At 60.6% G+C, this 19,798-nt stretch carries 17 protein-coding genes and 1 tRNA gene; 6 read left to right on the top strand and 12 right to left on the bottom strand.

Going from position 1 to position 19,798, the window contains the following annotated elements:
* The 3 genes from WFJ47_RS10690 to glnA form a co-directional block, all read right to left on the bottom strand.
* Nucleotides 1–190: hypothetical protein (locus tag WFJ47_RS10690; RefSeq protein WP_336762904.1), on the bottom strand; the 190-nt coding region annotated here is incomplete at its 3' end.
* Nucleotides 191–849: 659 nt separating this feature from the next.
* Nucleotides 850–924 (bottom strand) — tRNA-Thr (locus WFJ47_RS10685).
* Nucleotides 925–1,465: 541 nt separating this feature from the next.
* On the bottom strand, nt 1,466–2,956 hold the full coding sequence (glnA, locus tag WFJ47_RS10680; protein WP_127099740.1) for a type I glutamate--ammonia ligase: 1,491 nt from the start codon (nt 2,954–2,956) through the stop codon (nt 1,466–1,468).
* A gap of 568 nt (nt 2,957–3,524) precedes the next feature.
* On the opposite strand from glnA, the gene WFJ47_RS10675 reads away from it, so the two are divergent.
* Nucleotides 3,525–4,700, top strand: coding sequence for an aminotransferase (locus WFJ47_RS10675; protein ID WP_336762902.1), 1,176 nt, complete (start codon nt 3,525–3,527; stop codon nt 4,698–4,700).
* Here the strand turns inward: WFJ47_RS10675 and treF are convergent.
* The gene (treF, locus tag WFJ47_RS10670; RefSeq protein WP_336762900.1) at nt 4,688–6,892 is read right to left on the bottom strand and encodes an alpha,alpha-trehalase TreF; all 2,205 of its coding nucleotides are present in this window, start codon (nt 6,890–6,892) and stop codon (nt 4,688–4,690) included. The genes WFJ47_RS10675 and treF overlap by 13 nt on opposite strands.
* A 176-nt stretch (nt 6,893–7,068) precedes the next feature.
* Between treF and WFJ47_RS10665 the strand changes: the two genes are divergently transcribed.
* Complete coding sequence (locus tag WFJ47_RS10665) at nt 7,069–8,196, top strand: MFS transporter (protein WP_336762898.1); 1,128 nt, start codon at nt 7,069–7,071, stop codon at nt 8,194–8,196.
* A gap of 95 nt (nt 8,197–8,291) precedes the next feature.
* The gene (gene tldD, locus WFJ47_RS10660; RefSeq protein WP_336762896.1) at nt 8,292–9,755 is read left to right on the top strand and encodes a metalloprotease TldD; all 1,464 of its coding nucleotides are present in this window, start codon (nt 8,292–8,294) and stop codon (nt 9,753–9,755) included.
* 49 nt (nt 9,756–9,804) lie between these two features.
* On the opposite strand, the gene WFJ47_RS10655 is transcribed toward tldD, so the two are convergent.
* Nucleotides 9,805–10,251: a hypothetical protein gene (locus WFJ47_RS10655; RefSeq protein ID WP_336762895.1), complete on the bottom strand. Its 447-nt coding sequence runs from the start codon at nt 10,249–10,251 to the stop codon at nt 9,805–9,807.
* Between the two features lie 38 nt (nt 10,252–10,289).
* Nucleotides 10,290–10,721, bottom strand: a complete 432-nt coding sequence (locus WFJ47_RS10650; RefSeq protein ID WP_336762894.1) for a hypothetical protein — start codon at nt 10,719–10,721, stop codon at nt 10,290–10,292.
* 440 nt (nt 10,722–11,161) lie between these two features.
* On the opposite strand from WFJ47_RS10650, the gene WFJ47_RS10645 reads away from it, so the two are divergent.
* The 3 genes from WFJ47_RS10645 to WFJ47_RS10635 all read left to right on the top strand — a co-directional run bounded on the left by WFJ47_RS10645 (nt 11,162) and on the right by WFJ47_RS10635 (nt 13,800).
* On the top strand, nt 11,162–12,226 hold the full coding sequence (locus WFJ47_RS10645; RefSeq protein ID WP_336762893.1) for a hypothetical protein: 1,065 nt from the start codon (nt 11,162–11,164) through the stop codon (nt 12,224–12,226).
* 216 nt (nt 12,227–12,442) lie between these two features.
* Nucleotides 12,443–12,706, top strand: coding sequence for a DksA/TraR family C4-type zinc finger protein (locus tag WFJ47_RS10640; protein WP_336762891.1), 264 nt, complete (start codon nt 12,443–12,445; stop codon nt 12,704–12,706).
* On the top strand, nt 12,703–13,800 hold the full coding sequence (locus WFJ47_RS10635) for a hypothetical protein (protein WP_336762889.1): 1,098 nt from the start codon (nt 12,703–12,705) through the stop codon (nt 13,798–13,800). Before WFJ47_RS10640 ends, WFJ47_RS10635 begins: the two co-directional genes overlap by 4 nt.
* On the opposite strand, the gene WFJ47_RS10630 is transcribed toward WFJ47_RS10635, so the two are convergent.
* The 6 genes from WFJ47_RS10630 to WFJ47_RS10605 all read right to left on the bottom strand — a co-directional run bounded on the left by WFJ47_RS10630 (nt 13,767) and on the right by WFJ47_RS10605 (nt 19,719).
* Nucleotides 13,767–14,702, bottom strand: a complete 936-nt coding sequence (locus WFJ47_RS10630; RefSeq protein ID WP_336762887.1) for a 2-hydroxyacid dehydrogenase — start codon at nt 14,700–14,702, stop codon at nt 13,767–13,769. The genes WFJ47_RS10635 and WFJ47_RS10630 overlap by 34 nt on opposite strands.
* A gap of 309 nt (nt 14,703–15,011) precedes the next feature.
* Nucleotides 15,012–15,848: a fumarylacetoacetate hydrolase family protein gene (locus tag WFJ47_RS10625; protein ID WP_336762885.1), complete on the bottom strand. Its 837-nt coding sequence runs from the start codon at nt 15,846–15,848 to the stop codon at nt 15,012–15,014.
* Nucleotides 15,849–16,001: 153 nt separating this feature from the next.
* Nucleotides 16,002–16,814, bottom strand: coding sequence for a hypothetical protein (locus WFJ47_RS10620; RefSeq protein ID WP_127099722.1), 813 nt, complete (start codon nt 16,812–16,814; stop codon nt 16,002–16,004).
* Nucleotides 16,815–16,944: 130 nt separating this feature from the next.
* Entirely contained in the window at nt 16,945–17,424 is a 480-nt protein-coding gene (locus tag WFJ47_RS10615) for a YaiI/YqxD family protein (RefSeq protein WP_127099720.1), read from the bottom strand.
* A 139-nt stretch (nt 17,425–17,563) separates the two neighbouring features.
* Entirely contained in the window at nt 17,564–19,126 is a 1,563-nt protein-coding gene (locus WFJ47_RS10610; protein ID WP_233581856.1) for a Do family serine endopeptidase, read from the bottom strand.
* Between the two features lie 107 nt (nt 19,127–19,233).
* Nucleotides 19,234–19,719, bottom strand: a complete 486-nt coding sequence (locus WFJ47_RS10605; RefSeq protein ID WP_336762881.1) for a nucleoside deaminase — start codon at nt 19,717–19,719, stop codon at nt 19,234–19,236.
* Nucleotides 19,720–19,798: the final 79 nt, after the last annotated feature.

Genomic DNA, 19,798 nt, shown 5'->3' with positions numbered 1-19,798 from the left:
ATGTGCTGGCACCTCCAAATGAGGGGAAAGGCGTCGATCCCGGTACAACACCCGACTGATTGGACCAACTTACCTTTGTAGGGTCCGCGATCTTGTCATTACTAACAAGGATATAGCCCCCGCTCGGGCTATAGGAAATGAACCCGTTTTCGGTCTGGTATGCTCCGGTCGTGGTGTTCTGCGCACTCACAACCACTTGTCCGTTGGCGTCAGTGTATTTCCACGTTTTGCCGTCATACGACGCCGTAAGCGGACCGATCGCCGCATTATCGTTACTGGCAGAAACTGTCCCGTCAGCATTCAGCACATAAATGTATATATTCGTCAGAGACTTAGGAAGAAATCCAGTTAAATTTACCATGTTATTTTCCAGTTTTCTGATCTAAAAGCAGAAAAGCACAGGAAAATAAGTTTGTGTTTTACAAATTATTGTATTCTTAAAACATTACCGTGAATTACAGACCGTTCTAGTCTTTAAAAGCGCCCAGCCTCACGCAGAGTGGCTATTGGATGAGATGCAGGGTCTGCGCCTACGAATTCCCCACACGAAAATGGCGACGACATGATCTCTGATAGTGTCAACGCTCGCGGGATCACCGCCCTGCGCGAAGATTAGAGCGCTGTTCGCGCATTGATCCGAGCGCTGCGTCTGAAATCCGAGCCTAATCCCAGCTCTAAGCGCGGCTGTTCACCATGAGATAACACGGATTGTGGAATCAGACTCATGGCTCTTAAGGGAGTGAGTGATTCTCGAGAGGATATATCCGGCTTTTTGTCCGACATACCGTGCGATGAGCTCGATTCGTTCGCACAATACGCTTGCTAAAACCTATGATTTATAAGGATTTCTGGTGCCGGGTGAGGGATTTGAACCCCCGACCTTCGGTTTACAAAACCGCTGCACTACCACTGTGCTAACCCGGCAAGACCATGGATGGGTCGCTTGTCGTCGGTAATGGAAGATTCGTCAAGATCTTTCCCACCTCGACTACCCAACTGATCCAGACAGCGCATGCAGGGGTACGCGGTCCGCAACAGCGCGCTCACACCAGACGGTGGGAACAGACGTTGCTCCGCGGCCAGGCTGACTGGGGGCCCTCCGGACCGGACCGAGTAGCATTGTGCGGCCGCGACCGAGTGGCTGAGACGATCGGCTCGCTTGAGGAGCGGCGGATGCCTATGGGTCCTGTTCGAGCGCACCCACCTTCCCTACACGGACGAGCATCTTAGCCCTCCGTCTGTCAGGGATAACAATCAGGCTGGGCTCGAACTGCCCCTTGGTCCCTTGCACGATCGGACTCGCGCCCTCTATGGCTGGCCTGCCCTGAAGCCTAGCCCAGAGAATGAGACGCTCTCGCGAGCCGGCCCAGCATTTGCCCCATCCGCTCGACTGGCGGCGAAAAGCTGGAAGTGCGCGTCACGGCCATAAAAAAGCCCGGCGCTGAGGCCGGGCTTTTGTCTCGGATCAGACCGAGTAGTACATTTCGAACTCGGCCGGGTGCGGCGTGTGCTCGAACTTGTAGACTTCTTTCCACTTCAGTTCGATATAGCTCTCGATCTGGTCCTTGGTGAAGACATCGCCTTCCAGAAGGAATGCGAAATCGGCCTCAAGAGCCTGGAGGGCTTCACGGAGCGAACCGCAAACCGTCGGGATCTGCGCCAGCTCTTCCTTCGGCAGTTCGTACAGATCCTTGTCCATGGCTTCGCCGGGGTGGATCTTGTTGCGAATGCCATCCAGACCGGCCATCAGCATGGCGGAGAAAGCAAGGTAAGGATTGGCGGTCGGATCCGGGAAACGGACCTCGATACGCTTCGCCTTCGGGCCGACCGAATACGGAATACGACACGAAGCCGAACGATTGGCGGCCGAGTAAGCGAGCAGCACGGGGGCTTCGAAGCCCGGGATCAGACGCTTGTAGGAGTTGGTCGACGGGTTGGTGAAGGCGTTCAGCGCCTTGGCGTGCTTGATGATGCCACCGATATAGAACAGCGCATCTTCCGACAGGCCGGCATACTGGTCACCCGCGAAAAGCGGCTTGCCATCACGCCAGATCGACTGATGCACATGCATGCCCGAGCCGTTATCGCCAGCGATGGGCTTCGGCATGAAGGTTGCCGTCTTGCCATAGGAATGGGCGACGTTGTGCACGCAGTACTTGTAGATCTGCATGAAGTCGGCCGACTGGACCAGCGTCGCGAACTTGGTGCCCAGTTCATGCTGCGACTGCGCCACTTCATGATGGTGCTTCTCGATCGGCAGACCCATCTCACCCATGGTGGAGAGCATCTCGGCGCGCAGATCGCCTTCGCTATCGACCGGAGCAACCGGGAAGTAGCCGCCCTTGACCACCGGACGATGGCCCATATTGCCTTCCGGATAGTCCTTCATCGAGGCATCGGGGCCTTCGATGCTGTCAAGCTGATATGTGCCGTAATTCGGGCCCGTGCCGAACTTGACGTTGTCGAAGATGAAGAACTCGGCTTCGGGACCGAAGAAGGCGGTGTCGCCCAGGCCCGTGGTCTTCAGGTAGGCTTCGGCAGCCTTGGCGGTCGCACGCGGGTCACGGGCATAGAAATTGCCGGTGCGGGGCTCGACGATATCGCAGATCAGGATCAGCTGCGGCTTGGCCGAGAACGGGTCCATGACGGCCGTGGTCGGGTCGGGCAGAAGCACCATGTCGGATTCATTGATGGCTTTCCAGCCAGCGATCGACGAACCGTCGAACATGAAGCCTTCGACGAAGGTGTCTTCCTCGATAGTGGTGTGCCACTGCGTGGTGTGGTGCCACTTGCCCTTCGGGTCGGTGAAGCGCAGGTCAACCAGCTCGACCGAGTGTTCCTGCATCAGCTCGAAAACGCGCTTTACAGCGGCGCTGTCCGGCTTGCCCGGCTTGGGCGGTGCTGCAATCGTGGAAGACGCAGCCTTGGACGCCGCGGCTGGAGCTTTTTTCGCCATTTGTCAAATACCTGTATCTGCCTCAAGGGGCCGCACTGATCGGCTGCAAAACGATTAGGACAGGATTCGCGAACTGTCGAGTATTCCGAAGGCTTTTTGAGGGGCTGGCGTAACGAAAAACCCCCTTCGGGCGTCTCGTACGCACCCCGGCATCCCTTTCCGGAAGCAAAACGACGCATGACAGACCAACAAAAATAGCATATCGGAGCGTTTCGCTCCCTTATCGATGTTTTTTTCTGCGCCCCACGCGACTGTGATAGCTCTCGACCGACGGAGTCCCGGTCTTGACCGTGCTTTTGTCCCTCGCGTGCGCGATCTGCCCCGGGCGCTCGCTCGATGTCTGACGGGCAGGTTCAAAGCATCTGATCTCGCCCCGCCCACGACCCCGAAGCCGGAATGTCCCTCATCTATCCCCCATCATCATCGAGCGCGGAACGGGACATATCGCCCGGATGATCTCCGGTTCGGGGAAAGGAATGCACGCGCAGCGACCCAGGGCGAAAAGCTGGATTTTACAGGCCTGATTTAGCCGGTATCATACCGACTTCCTCTAAAAGGCAGGCACGGCATGAAATCCCCCAATGCATTTCTCAACTCCCTGCCGACCACGATCTTTACGACAATGTCGCAGCTCGCCATGGCGCATGATGCGGTCAATCTGGGTCAGGGCTTTCCGGATACAGAAGGGCCAGCCTCTTTGATCGAAGCGGCTGCGGCGGCCCTGAAGGACGGGCGCAACCAATATGCCCCCCTGACCGGCCTACCGGAACTGCGGGAGGCGGTGGCGCGCGCCAACAAGCGCGATTATGGACTTACCGTCGATCCGGCGCGTGAGGTCATCGTCACCTCGGGCGCGACTGAGGCCCTGGCCGTGAGCCTGATGGCGCTCATCGAGCCCGGGGACGAGGTCGTGCTGATCGAGCCGCTCTACGACACCTATCTGCCAGTACTCAAGATGCTGGGTGCCATACCGCGCTGCGTGCGCGTGGAAGCGCCGGACTGGCATCTTCCGGAGGATACGCTCCGTGCAGCTTTCTCAGACAAGACCAAGCTGATCCTGCTGAACTCCCCGATGAACCCCAGCGGCAAGGTGTTTACCGCGCAGGAACTCGATTTGATTGCCTCACTCGTGCTCGAACATGACTGCTACGCAGTATGTGATGAAGTCTATGAGCATCTGACTTTCGGGGTGAAGCATGTCCCACTCATGACCCGACCGGGTATGCGCGAACGGGCCATACGCATCGGCAGCGCAGGCAAGAGCTTCTCGGTCACCGGGTGGAAGATCGGCTATATCACCGCCTGCTCCGCACTCGCCTCAGTCATCGCCAAGGCACATCAGATCATCGCCTTTTCGAGCGCGCCCAATCTGCAGCGTGCGGTAGCAATCGGGCTCGATCTGGGCGATGACTTCTTTCAGGATCTCTCCGACAGCCTACGCGCACGCCGCGATCTTTTTGCCGAGGGGCTGCATGCGCTCGGTTTTCCGACCCTGCCCGCCGATGGCAGCTACTTCGTCGTGGCCGATATCAGCGCCCACTCGAAAGGGCGGGACGACATGGCGTTTTGCCGCGATCTTGTGACTGAAGCCGGGGTGGCCGCCATTCCCGTCTCGGCCTTTTACAACCCGCACGGGGCGTCCCCACCACGCCATCTCATCCGCTTCGCCTTCTGCAAGACAGAACCCGTATTGCGTGAGGCCCTGAGACGCCTCACGCTGCATTTCGCTCCTCAGGAGGGCTGATACGCGGTCATCTTGCGGGTTGGCACACGCTCATCCAGCGGGGCAACCCGTGCGGCAACGCGCTTTGATGACCCGTCACCGCCAGTCACGTCGGTACCATCGGGCTGCAAGGCCGCAGTCTTGTGGGCACTGGCGTCCTGCGGGCCGGTCTCGACTTCGCCCGCTGGCTTGGCTGGCGGATCGGCAGGCGGGCTCCCCTCAGGTCCTACCGCACTATAGGGGTCACTGGGTGGCAAGACATCAATGGCGGGCTGCCCGGCCAGAGGGTTGTGCTTGAGGATCTGCTCGGTCACGTCAGGGTAACGGCGCATCAGCCCAAGCAATGTACCATTGGTCCAGCCAAACCCGATCTGCATTGGATATTCCCCACCGCCCTTGCCCCCTGTGGCGCTGATCGTGGGAGAGTCGACGTCATATTTTTCGAGCAACACGCCCGATTTCTCATACGTGCCGATTACCCTGGCCATCCAGCGTCTGGCGATGGTCTCCGCCAGATCGGTCGCCCCATAATTGTTCAGCCCCTTGATGGCCATCCATTCTTCGGGCGCCCAGCCATTGGGGGCATCCCATTGCTGCCCGCTCTCATGGTCGGTTGCCATGATCCCGCCGGGGCGCAGCAGGCGCGCCTTGATCGTGTCAGCCACACCCATGGCCTGTTCCTGCGACGCCAGACGCAGGAATAGCGGCACAGCCGTTGCGGCGGAGAGCACGTCCGTGGGGCGGTTTTTACGCCAGTCATAATCGTAGAAAGCCTGACGATCCTCATCCCAGAAGAGACGGCGCACGGCGAGCGTGCGTTCATCGGCACGCTGGCCATAGACGCGTGCGAGCTTGCGCTGTCCCGTCAGGGCGTAGGCATGCTCAAGTGTCTGTTCCAGATGGACCATCAGGCAATTGACCTCGATGGGCGCCAGATCGGTCGTGTGGATCGTCGCGAGCGTATGGCCATCGGCCAACCAGCGTGACGAGAAATCCCAACCGGTTTCTGACCCGGCACGCAGATCACGATACACTTCGGAAGGCGCCCTCGACCCGTCACGCGCAGCCGTTGCCACATCCTCCGGGTAACTTTCGTCACGCGGCGTATCAAGATCGTCCCAGTGACGCAGGAGGAGCGTGCCATCCTGCAGGCGCACCAGATGACGATAGGCCTGTCCCTGTTTGAGGCTGTCCGCCCCTTCCATCCAATAATCATATTCCTTCTGCAACTGGGGCAGAAAACTGCGATAGGCGCTCTGACCGTCATGCTGGGCCAGAAGATCGACCATCAACGAGAAGAAGGGTGGCTCGGAGCGGCTGAGATAATAGGTGCGCGTTCCATTGGGAATATGGCCGTAGCGATCGATCAAGGAGGCCATGTCCTTGATCATGCCGCGAAGCAGGTCCCACTGACCGGTCTCATAGAGCCCGATCATCGTAAAATACGTATCCCAGTAATAAAGTTCCGAGAAACGTCCGCCGGGCACCACATAGGCATTGGGAAGGGGCAGGAGCGAAGCATAGGACATAGGCTTGTCGGGCTGGCGCGTCAGAACGCCCCACATACCCTGAATATAGTCATAGATATTCTCATCGGCCTTGCGGCGATAGGAGATGTCACGGCGCAAGGGCGGCGAGAAATGCTGCTCGTAAAACGCCTTGATACTGAAATCCGGATGCTTGCGCTGACTCTCCCAATCCGCGAGCAGGGTCGCTGGGGCCTCATCCGGTCGGGCATCGGCAATGGTCTTGAAATCGGGCGCCAGATGCGCGCCGCCAATCGCCGCAAAAAGTCCGCCAAGCGCGATCGACGGCGAACGCAGATCCTGAGGGACAGAGCCGACATGCAGAGATTGCGCTGCCTCACTGGCCACCGTCTCGCGTGGCCCTGTCGATGGAGAAGCGAGGGGAGCCGGCTGCGCGGACTGGTGCTGAACAGCGCCCCGCTCCCGCCCACCCGGCTGCGCCGTCTCGCCCCCTGGCATGCTGCCTTCCGCCGATAGGGCCGGATGTGTCCGATCGTCATCACCCGTACCACGAGGTGCAGGTTCGGCTGTTCCGACCTGCGCCGCAGATGATCTCGCCGGGTTTTGAACGCTGTCGATCGCGGGATTCGGGTCACTCACGGCAGCCCGCGCAGCGCATGGCGCGAGAGCCGAGACGGAAACCCCGACAAGCAGGAACAGGGCGAATGAGGGGCGGTTTCTCGTCATGCAATCTCCTTGAACCCGACACCGTCGCGCAGGCGGCGCTCGAACCTGCCTGCGTCTGCTCCCCGGCTCCACGAAGGCGTTGCATCATTTTGTCACGGATGTGACGGCAGAGCGGTGCCATTGAGGGGCGTTTCGGACGCTGCAGGCAGCCAAGGACGCCAGGGGAGGAATGCAGGATGAACAGAAGAGATCCAAAGAGGTTGCAAAACAGTACCCGCAGCGTCTTTTTTCTGATCGGTATTCTTTTTGCTCTCTGGTCCTGTCTGGTTCCCGTTGTGAAGGCCCATGCCGGCCTTGATGACGGGGCTCTGGGCCTGCTTCTGCTCTGCCTCGGCATCGGCTCTGTCATCGCCATGCCGCTTGCCGGGTACTGGGTCAGTCGCTGGGGGTGCCGCGCTGTGGCAATCGGGGGCATGGTCCTGTCGGGGCTTGCGCTACTGCCTTTGTCCCTGATGCACAGCGTTCCCCTGCTCGCCGCAGGCGTCTTCTGTCTGGGTGTGGGATTCGGCTCGGCAGAGACCGCCATCAATATCCAGGCGGTGGATGTCGAAAAACAGAGCGGCCGCCCCATGCTCTCCGGATTCCACGCTTTTTTCAGCATTGGCGGCGCGATGGGGGCCGCCGGGCCCATGTTGCTCGCGCAGCTCGGTGCGTCGCCCTGGATGATCGTCATGGGAGGACAAGCCAGCCTTGTGATATTGCTCCTGACTGCCTGGCCGGGGCTGTTGAACCAGCCTGAGCCCGATGGCGGATCCGGCTTTGCCCTGCCGCGCGGCGTGGTATGGCTGTTCGGACTCCTGACCGGCATCGCCTTCCTGTCAGAAGGCGCAGTGCTCGACTGGGGTGGGGTCTATCTCTCGGGCGAGCGCAGCAGTTTCGGCATCGCGCCGGGATGGGGCTATGCCGTGTTCGCCTCCGCCATGACCCTGGGCCGCCTGACCGGCGACCATGTCGTGGCAAGGCTGGGACGCGTCAGGGTCATGGCCTTTGGAGGCAGCGCCGCAGCGATCGGGTTTGCCCTCGTCGTGCTGAGCCCGAACATCCCTCTCCTGCTGGGCGGTTTTCTGCTGATCGGGCTCGGCTGCGCCAATATCGTGCCCGTGCTCTATAACGCCACCGGGCGGCAGAACGTCATGAAGACCAGTGCGGCCGTCGCGGCCATCACCACCATCGGCTATGCTGGCATCCTCGCAGGGCCTGCGCTCCTTGGCGCCATCGCCCAGGCCAGCAGCCTCACAATCGCCTTCGGATTACTGGCTGTATTGATGGCGTTCGTCGCGTTCAATGCACGTGTCACCCGCTGAAACCGTGCTTTTTTGACCCCGATGACGGCTTTCCCCTCGCATTCGGGGCCGGGACGCGCCATGTGTTCGGGTTCAAGAAGGAGCTTTTCGACCCCATGACCTCCCCTGCCGAAGCCACGCCCCTTTCTGCCCTTGCCGTCACGGACCGCCTGTTTTTCGAGCGCGCGGACACAACGCTCACGCGCGATGAGGCAGAAGCGATCGTCAGCCGCTCTCTGGAAGGGATCGAGGATGGCGAGTTGTTCCTCGAATATCGGGAAAGCGAGTCTATCGTCCTTGATGATGGTGTCATACGCTCGGCAAGCTTCGATACGTCATCGGGTTTTGGATTGCGCTCCGTCATCGGACCGGAAACCGGCTTTGCCCACTCCGATGAAATCAGCAAAAGCGCGCTGGAGCGTGCGGCAGGCGCCGTCTCGGCGGTTCGACAGGGCCGCAGTGGTACATTGGCCTCACCGCCACAGGCCACTAATCGGCGTCTCTATGCGCCTGAAAGCCCTTTGAGCGACACGGATTTTGCCGCGCGTGCCGCTGTTCTGGGCGAGATCGACGCTTACGCGCGCGGTCTCGGTCCCGAGGTGGTGCAGGTCTCTGCGAGCATCGCCACCGAATGGCAGGCCGTGCAGATCATGCGTGGTGCCGGATTTCGCACTGCCGATCTGCGCCCTCTGGTGCGGCTGAACATCTCCGTCGTGCTTGAACGCAACGGACGGCGTGAGAGCGGCAGCCGGGGCATGGGCGGTCGCTACAAGCTCTCCCGACTGCTGGGGCGCGAAACCTGGCAGGGTGCGGTGGATGAGGCCGTGCGTCGCGCGAAGGTGAGCCTCGATGCCGCCCCTGCGCCTGCGGGCGAGATGGATGTCGTGCTCGGTCCGGGCTGGCCCGGTATCCTGCTGCACGAGGCCGTTGGCCATGGCCTCGAGGGCGATTTCAATCGCAAGGGTACGTCGAGCTTCAGCGACATGGTGGGCAAACGTGTGGCGGCCCCCGGCGTGACCGTGGTCGATGACGGTACGCTGGCCGAAGGACGCGGCTCCCTGACCATCGATGATGAAGGTACGCCATCAGGGCGGACCGTGATGATCGAGGACGGAATCCTGCGCGGGTTCATCCAGGACCGTCTGAATGCGCGTCTGATGGGCGTGGCACCCACGGGTAACGGACGACGCCAGTCCTATGCTCACGCCCCCCTCCCGCGCATGACGAACACATTAATGCTGGGTGGCGATGCCACGACCGAAGAGATGATCCGCTCAACGAAGCGTGGCCTTTATGCCGTCGATTTCGGCGGCGGTCAGGTGGATATCACCTCGGGCAAATTCGTGTTTGCCATGTCAGAGGCCTATCTGATCGAAGACGGCAAGGTCACGCGCCCGGTCAAGGGCGCCACCCTGATCGGCAACGGATTCGATGCGATGAACAAGATCTCGATGATCGGTCAGGACGTGGAGCTCGATCCCGGAATCGGCACCTGTGGCAAGGCCGGACAGGGCGTGCCTGTGGGAGTGGGGCAGCCCACATTGAAACTGGCCGGACTCACTGTGGGCGGTACCGCCTGAGTCAGGCCCAGCCCGGACCGTTTCGGGGCCGGGATCTAGATCATGTCTGTCAGGACACTTCCCGGCGTCCTGACAAGGCGCCATACGCCATACCCGCCACCATGGCGGCGTAGATGATCGCCATATCCTTCTTCGAGAACACAAGCTCCCAGCCTGGCGTGAAGCGTCTGGGGGTCGCCTTGTAATCAGCCAGAGCGGCAACCGGCCCGAGAGCAAGCGTGGCGAACAGCGCCCGGGCCCCGCCCGGCTGTCGGCCAAGCGCGCGGTCATACAGCACGGCCCAGAACAATATGGCCGCCACATTGGTCGCGACCCCTGTGCCGGAGTGAACCAGATCCAGATCCTCCACCGAGGCGGCCTCCTCGCCCTTGAGCCAATGGGTGGTGCAGTTCACCCCTCTCGCCGCCCTGCCGGTTCTGACCTTTCCAAGGGCCAGAAGCGCAGCATTGCAGGCGAGTGAGCCATAGAACGTGATGGCAGGCAGACGGGAGCGCATGATTTTCATTCCTTCATGGAACGCCGGGAAATGGCGGGTCAGTAGAAAATGAGCGAGATACCGCCGCCAATGATCGCCATGACCCACAGGATCGAGACAACAATACGATGGCGTATGGCCCGAAGCGCCAGAATGCGCATCAGGGGATCCAGCGGGTAAGGCAGGGAACGAGACTGATAAGGAGTTCTGGCAGGGGGCTGATCGGGGTCGGGAGAAAGACTGAGCCGGTCTTCGGCGCGGACCTGCACTGCCGTGCACCATTCATGGCGTAACCTGTCCAGCTCTGTCCGACGATAGACGATGCGGGACTGGATCCTGAGAGGAGCCGGGCCGCAGCGGAAAAAGCGTAGCGCCCTGAACAGCCCGGGCGTCAGCCCAAGATGAGCGGCAGCCTGAGCGGAATCGAACAATTCCCGCCTTGGCAGGGGCCGCACCACCGCAATACCGTTCCCATGATCGCGATGATCCACGCCTTACCCTCTCTCTCAGCGTTGTGAACGAAGGGCATCAAAACAGGTTCGGCTTATTTCCGGTACCGTCATGATGAGGCCGCAAGCTGTTGCGGCCACCTCGTCAGGTGGGAGAACGACGCCGGGACTAGGGTCGACCCAACCCTTCATCTTGAGCCCAATCTCCCTGGAAGCAGATAGTCTCGACGCAGACCGTGCAGGCAGAAGACGCATAACGTCGGAAACCCTCGCCTCGCGCCGATGTGGAATGACGCCCTCACATCATGCCTCATACAGCGGCCACTGGAACGCTTGACATTAACGAGCGACGTCTGGGGGCCCGCCCCCCCACGACAACGTGGCTTGCCTATCTGTCTGCGCCGTCATGACTATCCCGGCAGGCGCGATGCATTACCCTGCCCGTCCGGAGCCTCGCATCGCAGCAGCAAGGACATTCTGTCGTGTTGAACCTTATCCTGCGAACGATCCCCGGTCTGACTCTGGCGCTGGTCGTCCTCATCTCTCCCGCCAGGGCCCAGCCCGCCTCATGCATCCTGGGGGCGTTCACCCTGCCCCTCCTGGGCGGATCGGGCGATGCACCTCTTCTTCCTGCCACGATGCAGGGCAAGCCGGTTGCGCTCTATTATTCGACAACCGTGGACGGGCTGTACGGTGGAGATATCACGCCCTATGCCGGGGAAGATACGAACACCAGGACTTCGCTCCTTCTGGATGGGGTGAAAGGCGATGACTACAGCATCTTCAAGCCGGAGCGGCTCAAGCTGGGCGATCTGGAACTGGGCAGCCCGGGCATGGTCAGACTCAATGCGTTTCCTGCCCGGTTTATCGGCTCGCGTCCTGTCATCGGGGTGATCGGCCCCTCGTTTTTTGCAAAGCTCTCTGTCCTGCTGGACCTGCCCCATGGGGTCTTTGCACTCATACGCTTCAGCGACGATGCCTCATGCAAGAACGCCCGCGCGGATTTTCTGGGTGCCGGTGAGGCGGCTTTTCCGCTCGACACGCAGGATAGGGCACGGATCACGCTGAATGGGATCGAGCGCGCCGTGATGCTGGACCCGAACAGGGCGGTGAACACTCTGCCACGCGCTTGGGCGGCTGCTTCAGCGTCAGACGGATCGCCCAATCGCAACAAGCCCGCGACAGTCCAGGCAGTCCTGCCCATCACCGGGGCCCCCGGCATTGCGGATACATCCTTCCATCTGGAGGATGGGACGGAGCCTACTGAGACGGATCGAGACATCTCCCATTCAGGGGAACGCGACCGCGCCCCCCCTGCAGCCGGGCTGGGGCTCGAGTTTTTCGAGCGGCATGTCGTGCTTTTCGACTATCCAAAAAACACGGTCTATTTTCTGCCCTCCCGTCACAGGAGAGAAGACGCAGGAAGCGCGCTCCGCTTTCCCCACAGGCTGCAAAACCTGGGTCCCAACATCATGCCCCCCCCTTTTTCCGGCTGGCCCCTGACCCCAGTCTATCCTGCCATGGTCGGTCGAACCCAGCCATTCTGAGGGGCAGTTCTTCTCCAGGCGCTGACTGGATGTGCCTCCCGCAAGGACCGGGCGTATTGCGAGGGACCCCATTCTTGGGATGAGCGAAGGAACGAGGAATCTGGACGCTGATTCCCGAAAGACGCTGCCCGGAAACAACGCCTGAATCGCGCGGGCATCTTGAGGCTGCGGGTCACAGATCCAACATCAGGGACCTGCAGGAAGGGGATCAGACCGATGGCAACAGGGTGGGCTCCGGATGGAGCCGTTCAGGACCAGATTGACGACACGATAGCCGACGCCGTGAGCCGAGCCCGTGCCGCCATGCCCCATGGTGAAAGCGTTGCGGAATGCGTAAATTGCGGTGAGGATATACCCCCCGCACGGCAAAAGGCGCTCCCCGGCGTGAAGCTGTGCGTCGACTGCCAGTCCGAGCGTGACAAAAGACCGGTTTTCACCGGTATCAATCGCAGAGGCAGCAAGGATAGCCAACTGAGATGAGTCCGGCTGGCACCATCCTGTATCGTCCGGGGGAGCACTCTGGCGTCTATGGTGTGACACGGCAGGCGCTTTGCCTCTTCCTCTTGGTGTGCCTCGGTATCACCTTTTCTGAGGTGGCACAGGCCACAGGCGACCCGGCCCAGCCGGATTGCATAGAAGGGGCAGTGACTCTCCCGCTTCTGGGTGGATCGGGCGATTCACCCATTATCCCCGCCACGTTGGATAGCCGCCCTATCGCGCTCTATTTCTCGCATGGTTTCGACAAGCTCTATGTCGGGGATATGGACGGTTTCGATACCTACGATACCCATCAATCCCGCATGATCACGACAAACGGGGTCTATACCGACCCTCAGCCCCTCATCCGGGCGGGACACCTGACGATTGGTCCCCTCGATATGGGGACGCCGGACATGATTCAGCTCGAGGATTACCCGACCCAGAAAATTGGCACACGCCCTTTGATCGGGGTGATCGGGCGCGAGGCTTTCTCAAATCTCGCTGTGCTGATCGACATGCCCCACAGCGCCTTTGCCCTGATCCGGTTCAGCCATGATGCAGCATGTCGTTCTGCACAAGCTGCGCTGATGGGCATCGGAGCGCAGGTCCTGCCTCTCTATGGAAAAGGTCTGATCGCGATCAGCATCGACGGAGTCGAGCGTGATTTCTCCCTCGATCCCGATGCACCGGTCACCACGATACCGGCTAAATGGCTCGCCCCGGTGAAAGACGATCCTGCCGACCCGACAGGAAATTCCGGTGTTGCGCTTTACGGCACCATTCATTCGCGTCTCAGGCGCACGACCGTAAAGTCGATGCGTCTGGGTGACTTGTCACTCGGCCCTATGTCTGTCTACGCCCAGGACGATCTCGCCATGGGACTTCTCGGGACAGATTTCTTCCAGAACCATATCGTGCTTTTCGACGAGCCCAATGATCGGCTCTATGTTCTGCCGAGCGCGCCGCTGCCGCAAAAGCCGGGGAATAATCTGCATTTCGACCGGTTTCGCACCGGTCGAACGAGCGTGCAGGACCTCTCAGGTAAGGCGCATCTGGCAGGTCAGAGAACCGGGGTCAAAAGCGGCTCCCCCTGAAAGAACGCCGCCAGATTATCGAACACCAGACGCCCCATGGCATGGCGCGTCTCGACAGTGGAACTGGCGCGATGCGCCTGAAGCACCACATTATCGAGGCCGTAAAATGCCTCGGGCACATGCGGCTCCTGTTCGAACACATCGAGCCCCGCACCGCGTATCGTACCGTCTTGCAGTGCCTTCAGAAGGGCGGCTTCATCCACCACCGTGCCACGCGCCACGTTGATCAGGAAGCCGCTTGGTCCCAGGGCTTCGAGTATGGCGTGGTCGATCATATGATAGGAACGCGCGCCCCCGGCCACACAAAGCACGAGCACATCGGCCCATTCGACCAGAACCCTCAGTTCCGGATAGAATGGATAGTGCGGCGTGTCCGGCTGCTCGCGCGAACTGAAATAGGCGATGGTCATGTCAAAGGCGGCAGCCCGCTTTGCCACCGCCTTGCCGATCGCCCCGAACCCGGCAATGCCAAGCTTCTTGCCTTTCAGCGTCCACGAATTCGGAACGGGCGCCTTGCCCCATTGCCCGGCACGGACAAAGCGGTCACTGGCCGTGATGCCGCGCACCGTGTCGAGCATCAATCCTATCGCCATGTCGGCCACATCATCGGTCAGCACGCCCTGGGCGGTAGCAAGCCTGATGCCACGTCGACGGCACTCATCCAGATCGACCTTGTCATACCCGACACCGTTGACGGAAATGACCTTGAGATTGGGCAGGGCGTCCATGATCGGTCGGGGCAGGCCGCTCCCGCCGCCTGTCGTGACGCCCTCGATACGCTCGGCCAACGCGCCCAGCGCCTCGATCGTACTGAACGGGTGCAGATGAAAAGGTGATCCAAGCTGCTCGTTGAACTCGGCAGACATCGGGTCGATCATCAGAATATCGGTTTTTCTGGTCATGATCCGTCCGTATTGCGGGTTGCGTGCGCGGCAACCCTAGGAACATCTGGGCCGGGAGGCTTATCACCTTGGCGTGACGCAGCTTTCCTTGAAACGCTCTCCGGTGGAGGGTCTCCCGAGAACATCATCGCAGCGCTGATGCGGCATAATGGCCGACAGGGCATCTGCGACACCCTCCGCCCCATACCACCAGAACGTCCGGACGGACGTTCCCGTTCGCCTGTATAGCGCGAAGAACGGCGGACCGGCCTGGGGTTCACCTTCAGCCTGGGCGTTCGGCACAGGCGCGCAAGGGCGCCTGGCTCAAGATCATTCTCCCTGACTGCGGAACGGCCTGCCAATCCGGGCCTCGACGGGAAAGAGCCCCTCGAACGACACACAGATGTCGGAGGGGTCTTCCAGAAACAGCGTGCCCATAGTGGAGCCGGTGGTTACCACGTCGCCAGCACGGAGAGGGCGCCCCCGTTCGATCGCGTGATTGGCCAGCCAGGTGAGCAGACGCAGCGGATCACCGGCCTTGTTGCCCCCCAACTGGTCGTAGCGCTTTTCGCCATTCACCAGCATGGTCATGGGCAGGGTGGTCGGGGTGAAATCCCGCCACGTCGTGACACCACGCCCGACGATCAGCGCACCATGGCTGCCCTGATCAGCCAGGTGCGACAGGTTATGCTGGGTATCGGGCGCGACAAAGCGGGTATCGAGCAGTTCGATGGCGGCATGAATGGCCCCGATTGCCTCGGCAACCTCTTCCGTCGTCCAGGGGGTACTGCGGGCCGGGAGGTCCTTTGCAAAGGAATAGGCAATCTCCGCCTCGGCACCATGAAAACGGCAGAAGGAGGGAGATAGATCATGGCCGCTTTCGAAGACCGTCGCCTTGTGCAGGGGTGCGCAGGACGGGGTGGCCGTGGGCGTGGCCGCACCGACTTTCCATCCCACGATCTCGCCCTTGCCCGTCTCGCTCAATACACGCGCCACGACATCCTGCACTGCATAGGCGGCCTTGGGATTGATCGGGACGATGGTCTCGGGAACTGTATGCAGCGGCTTGTTGGTCCGTCGCGCCTCGAGCAACATCGAGGCCAGGAGGGTATCGGGGGCGGTCTCGGTTGCCGTTTGGAGTGGGGTCTGGGAGAGAGAAGCGTTCATGGTGTCGGTCATTTCCGGATGAATGAGCGTCAGCAAAAAATCTCGATCGGATTGCTCTGTTCCGTAGTCCAACGGACAGAAGCAGAATCGCTCTGATCAGTCAGAAAAAACATGACACGTCTGTAAGAATTTGGCCATCTTTCGTTTCGGCTGTCAGTATGAGCCGAAAAGATTGCCCGTCTTCGATCCTGCGCGTTGGTCGAGTTCCAGCGCCTCGAAGAACCGCAGATCGAAGCTGCGCAACACGATATGGTTTGCAGACCCAATCAGGCATGCCGCGAAAAGGTTCCCCCACATCAGGTATGAGCCAGGCGCAGCAAAAGCAGCAATTTTCTGCGCGAAAACAACGATCAGGGTGAAGGGGATAGTCAGAACGCCGCTCCAGAAGATGTAGCTCCAGACATGCCCTTTCATCGCCTCATAACTTCGACGAATTCGAAAGCCGGCATTTCCGCTCTCCCAGGCGAGGTAGCTCATGGCGAAGCACCGTACGGTCAACCAGATCCAGAAAACGCCCAGAACGCACAGGAGGCTCGTTCCAGCTGCTTTCGTAGGAAACGCTGTGCTTTCACTCAGGTAATCGCTGACCCTCGAAGCTGCCAGAAGGGTCAGCCCGGCAGGAAAAGCCTGTATGATGGCATTGACACCTAGGGACTGCATTGCACCGCGATCCAGCCGCCAGAGAGCAACACCTCGCAGGGAGGTAAGCCATGCACGGGTAACGGTCAGCGCCAGAGACCACGTTGCAATCATGTCGAGGCTGCTCAGGACGAGCAGAGCTGGATTGCGCAGAGCGCCGTTGATTTGCGTCGTGACAGGAGAATTTATCTGTCTGGCCCCTCCAATCAGACACTCGACAGCCATCAGAACGCCAATCAGGATCACGACATCCGCTCGCTTGAGAAAGCTGAGGTCGAAGCTCTTCTGCATCAACTGACCTGCCTGCCAGAACGATAGTTTCCTCACTCTTCCATCTCCTGCTTCCTGTTGTCCCGGCCATGCGGGGATGGATATCACGCCCTCAAAACATCAAGGGGAAGCCAGGAAGGAGGCCCTTCTTCGCAAAGCGTCGATGCCTTCTCGGCCTGCCCGATACCTATGCGGGTGGCAGGGTCATCGGGCGCAGACGGGGTTTGCGGGCCTTGTTCACCAGTGTGTCGAGCGCAGAAAGGAAGCGCGAGCGATCGGCTTTGCCGAATGAGGCACCACCCGGCGTCATCATTCCTGCCGAACGCAGATCGGTCATGAGATTACGCATGGCCAGTGCCATACCGATAGCATCGCCGTCGAGGATGCGGCCCTTGGGCTCGATCACATGCACGCCTTTCTCGACACAGCGGGCCGCCAGCGGGATGTCAGCAGTGATCACGATGTCGTTCTCGACCGAATGTTCAGCGATCCAGTCATCGGCCACATCCGGCCCAGCATCGACTACCACGCGTTCGATCAGCGGCGAATCCGGCAGGGCGATCATGCGATTGGCCACCACGAAACTGCGCAGTCCATAGCGTCCAGCCACGCGATAGACCTCGTCCTTGACCGGACAGGCATCGGAATCAATGAAGATACGGGTCATGACTCCACTGTGCCGCAGCGGGAGCTGTGCCGCAAATTCCGCCCGCCGTCCGATCCGTGGATCGCCACAAAACGCAAAAAGGGCGGGGTCAAAAAACCCCGCCCTTGCATCAGACCGTTCTCTTGCCTGGGAGGCCCTCTCAGTTACCGTCGTCGCTGCCATCATCATCCGTATCGCTGCCGGCAGGAGCGATCGCGATGAAGATCTGCTGGCCATCGCGCAGCACGCGCAACAGGACCGGCTGCTTGTTCTTCATGACACCGCGTACGGCTGTCAGCACCGCGCGAGGATTATCGACTGCCGTATTGCCCACGGCCTGGATGATGTCACCCGGGCGCACACCCGCCTGCTCTGCTGGCGACCCAGGCACGATCTGGCTGATCACGGCGCCCTTGACGGTGTCATCCACCCCAAGCTGCTGACGCATGTCACGTGAGAGCGGAGCGAGTGAGATTCCGATCTTGCCGCTGCCGGATTGCGCGCTGTCATCGCTCGACGTGGCATCTGCCCCCTCGCCATCCTTGGGCATGTTGCCGATCTTGGCGGTGATGGTCTGGCTCTTGCCATCGCGCAGGATGGTGAGCGTCGCATCCGTACCTGGCTTCATCGACACAGTATGGACCACGAGATCATGCACGCTCTTGATCTTGGACCCGTTGAGCGCCGTCACCACATCGCCACTCTTCAGCCCGGCCTTGTCCGCCGGACCGCCCTTGGTGACCTGAGCCACCAGCGCCCCCTCGGGCGGTGCGCCTGGCTCGCTTGGCTTCAGACCCAGCGCCTGTGCCAGCGTGGGCGAGATGCGCTGCATCAGCACGCCCAGATAGCCGCGTGTCACATGCCCTGAGGTACGAAGCTGGTCCACCACGCTCTTGACCGTGTTCGACGGGATAGCAAAGCCAATGCCGATCGACCCGCCCGAGGGCGAGATGATGGCGGCATTCATGCCAATGACCTTGCCGTTCTGGCTGAAGAGCGGACCGCCGGAATTGCCGTGATTGATGGGCGCATCGATCTGAAGGAAATCGTCATACGGCCCTGCATTCAGGTCACGCCCGCGCGCAGAGACGATACCTGCCGTGACCGTACCGCCCAGACCGAACGGGTTACCCACAGCCACCACCCACTCACCGGGCTGCACATTGTCTGAATCGCCCAGCTCGATGAAGGGCAGCTTGCCGTTGGGCTTGATCTTGAGCAGCGCCACATCGGTCTTGGGGTCACGCCCCACGATCTTGGCGGGCAGGGTCGTACCATCATCCAGCGTGACCGATACCTTGGTCGCGCCATTCACCACATGGTTGTTGGTGACGATATAACCATCATTGGAGATGATGAAGCCCGAACCGCGCGCCTCGACCGTACGATGCGGCTGTTGCTGCTGCGGCATCATCTGGAACGGGAAAGGGAACGGGAAAGGCATGCCCTGCGGCATCTGCTGGCCGCCACCACCACCGCCCTCTTCCTGCTCGGCCACATCGGCGCGGATATGCGAGGTGATGGAAACGACCGCAGGCTTCACCTGCTTCACCAGATTGACGAAATTCGGCAGGGTCTGAAGCTGCGTCTGGGGGGTGATCGGTCCCTCGGCCCAGGCGGGGGCGGTCACGCCAGCACCCAGCGATAGCGCGGTGGCCGCAACAAGCGCCAGAGAACGGATTTTCCGTGAAGGCTTCATACGAACATGCATGGCGTCAGTCATGATCTTTCCAGCGTTGGCACCATCAGGGTGCGGTGTGGTGAAAGGAACTTATGAAGCGGGGTTCGGTTCGTCCAGAATAGCCATGCGTAAAAACGTGGTAATCCGTTTCAGGAAGCGCCCGATTCCCGCAATGTTGTGAAAAACTTCTTCAGCAATGCGGCATTTTCCTGCTCGCAGACGCCGCTGATCACTTCCGGCCGATGCAGGCAGGCAGGCTGCTCAAAAATCCGTGGTCCGTGGTCCACCCCGCCGCCCTTGGGGTCATAAGCCCCGTATATCACCCGACCAAGCCGGAAATGTACCATGGCCGCCGCGCACATCGGGCAGGGTTCCAACGTCACGACAAGCGTGCAGCGCAAAAGCGAGCGCGACCCCAACGCTTGCGCCGCCGCGCGCATAGCCAGAATCTCCGCATGGGCACTAGGATCATGCCGTGCTTCGACCTCATTAGCGGCACGGGCCAGAACCTGTCCCTTGGGGCCGAGTACCAGCGCGCCCACGGGCACCTCGCCCCGGCCTGCAGCCTCGCGCGCAGCGTTCAGGGCATCAGCCATGATCCCAACTCTGGCTTCGGAGGTGTAAAAGCGGGTCATGGGAAACGCCATTCTCCCTCTTGCGTGGTTCGGTGCGGCATGGATCGGCCTTCTGTTTGCCCCAAAACCCTGTTTACAT

The sequence above is a fragment of the Asaia sp. VD9 genome, from assembly GCF_037150015.1.
Lineage (GTDB): Bacteria > Pseudomonadota > Alphaproteobacteria > Acetobacterales > Acetobacteraceae > Asaia.
This window is presented reverse-complemented; position numbering and strand designations above follow the sequence as displayed.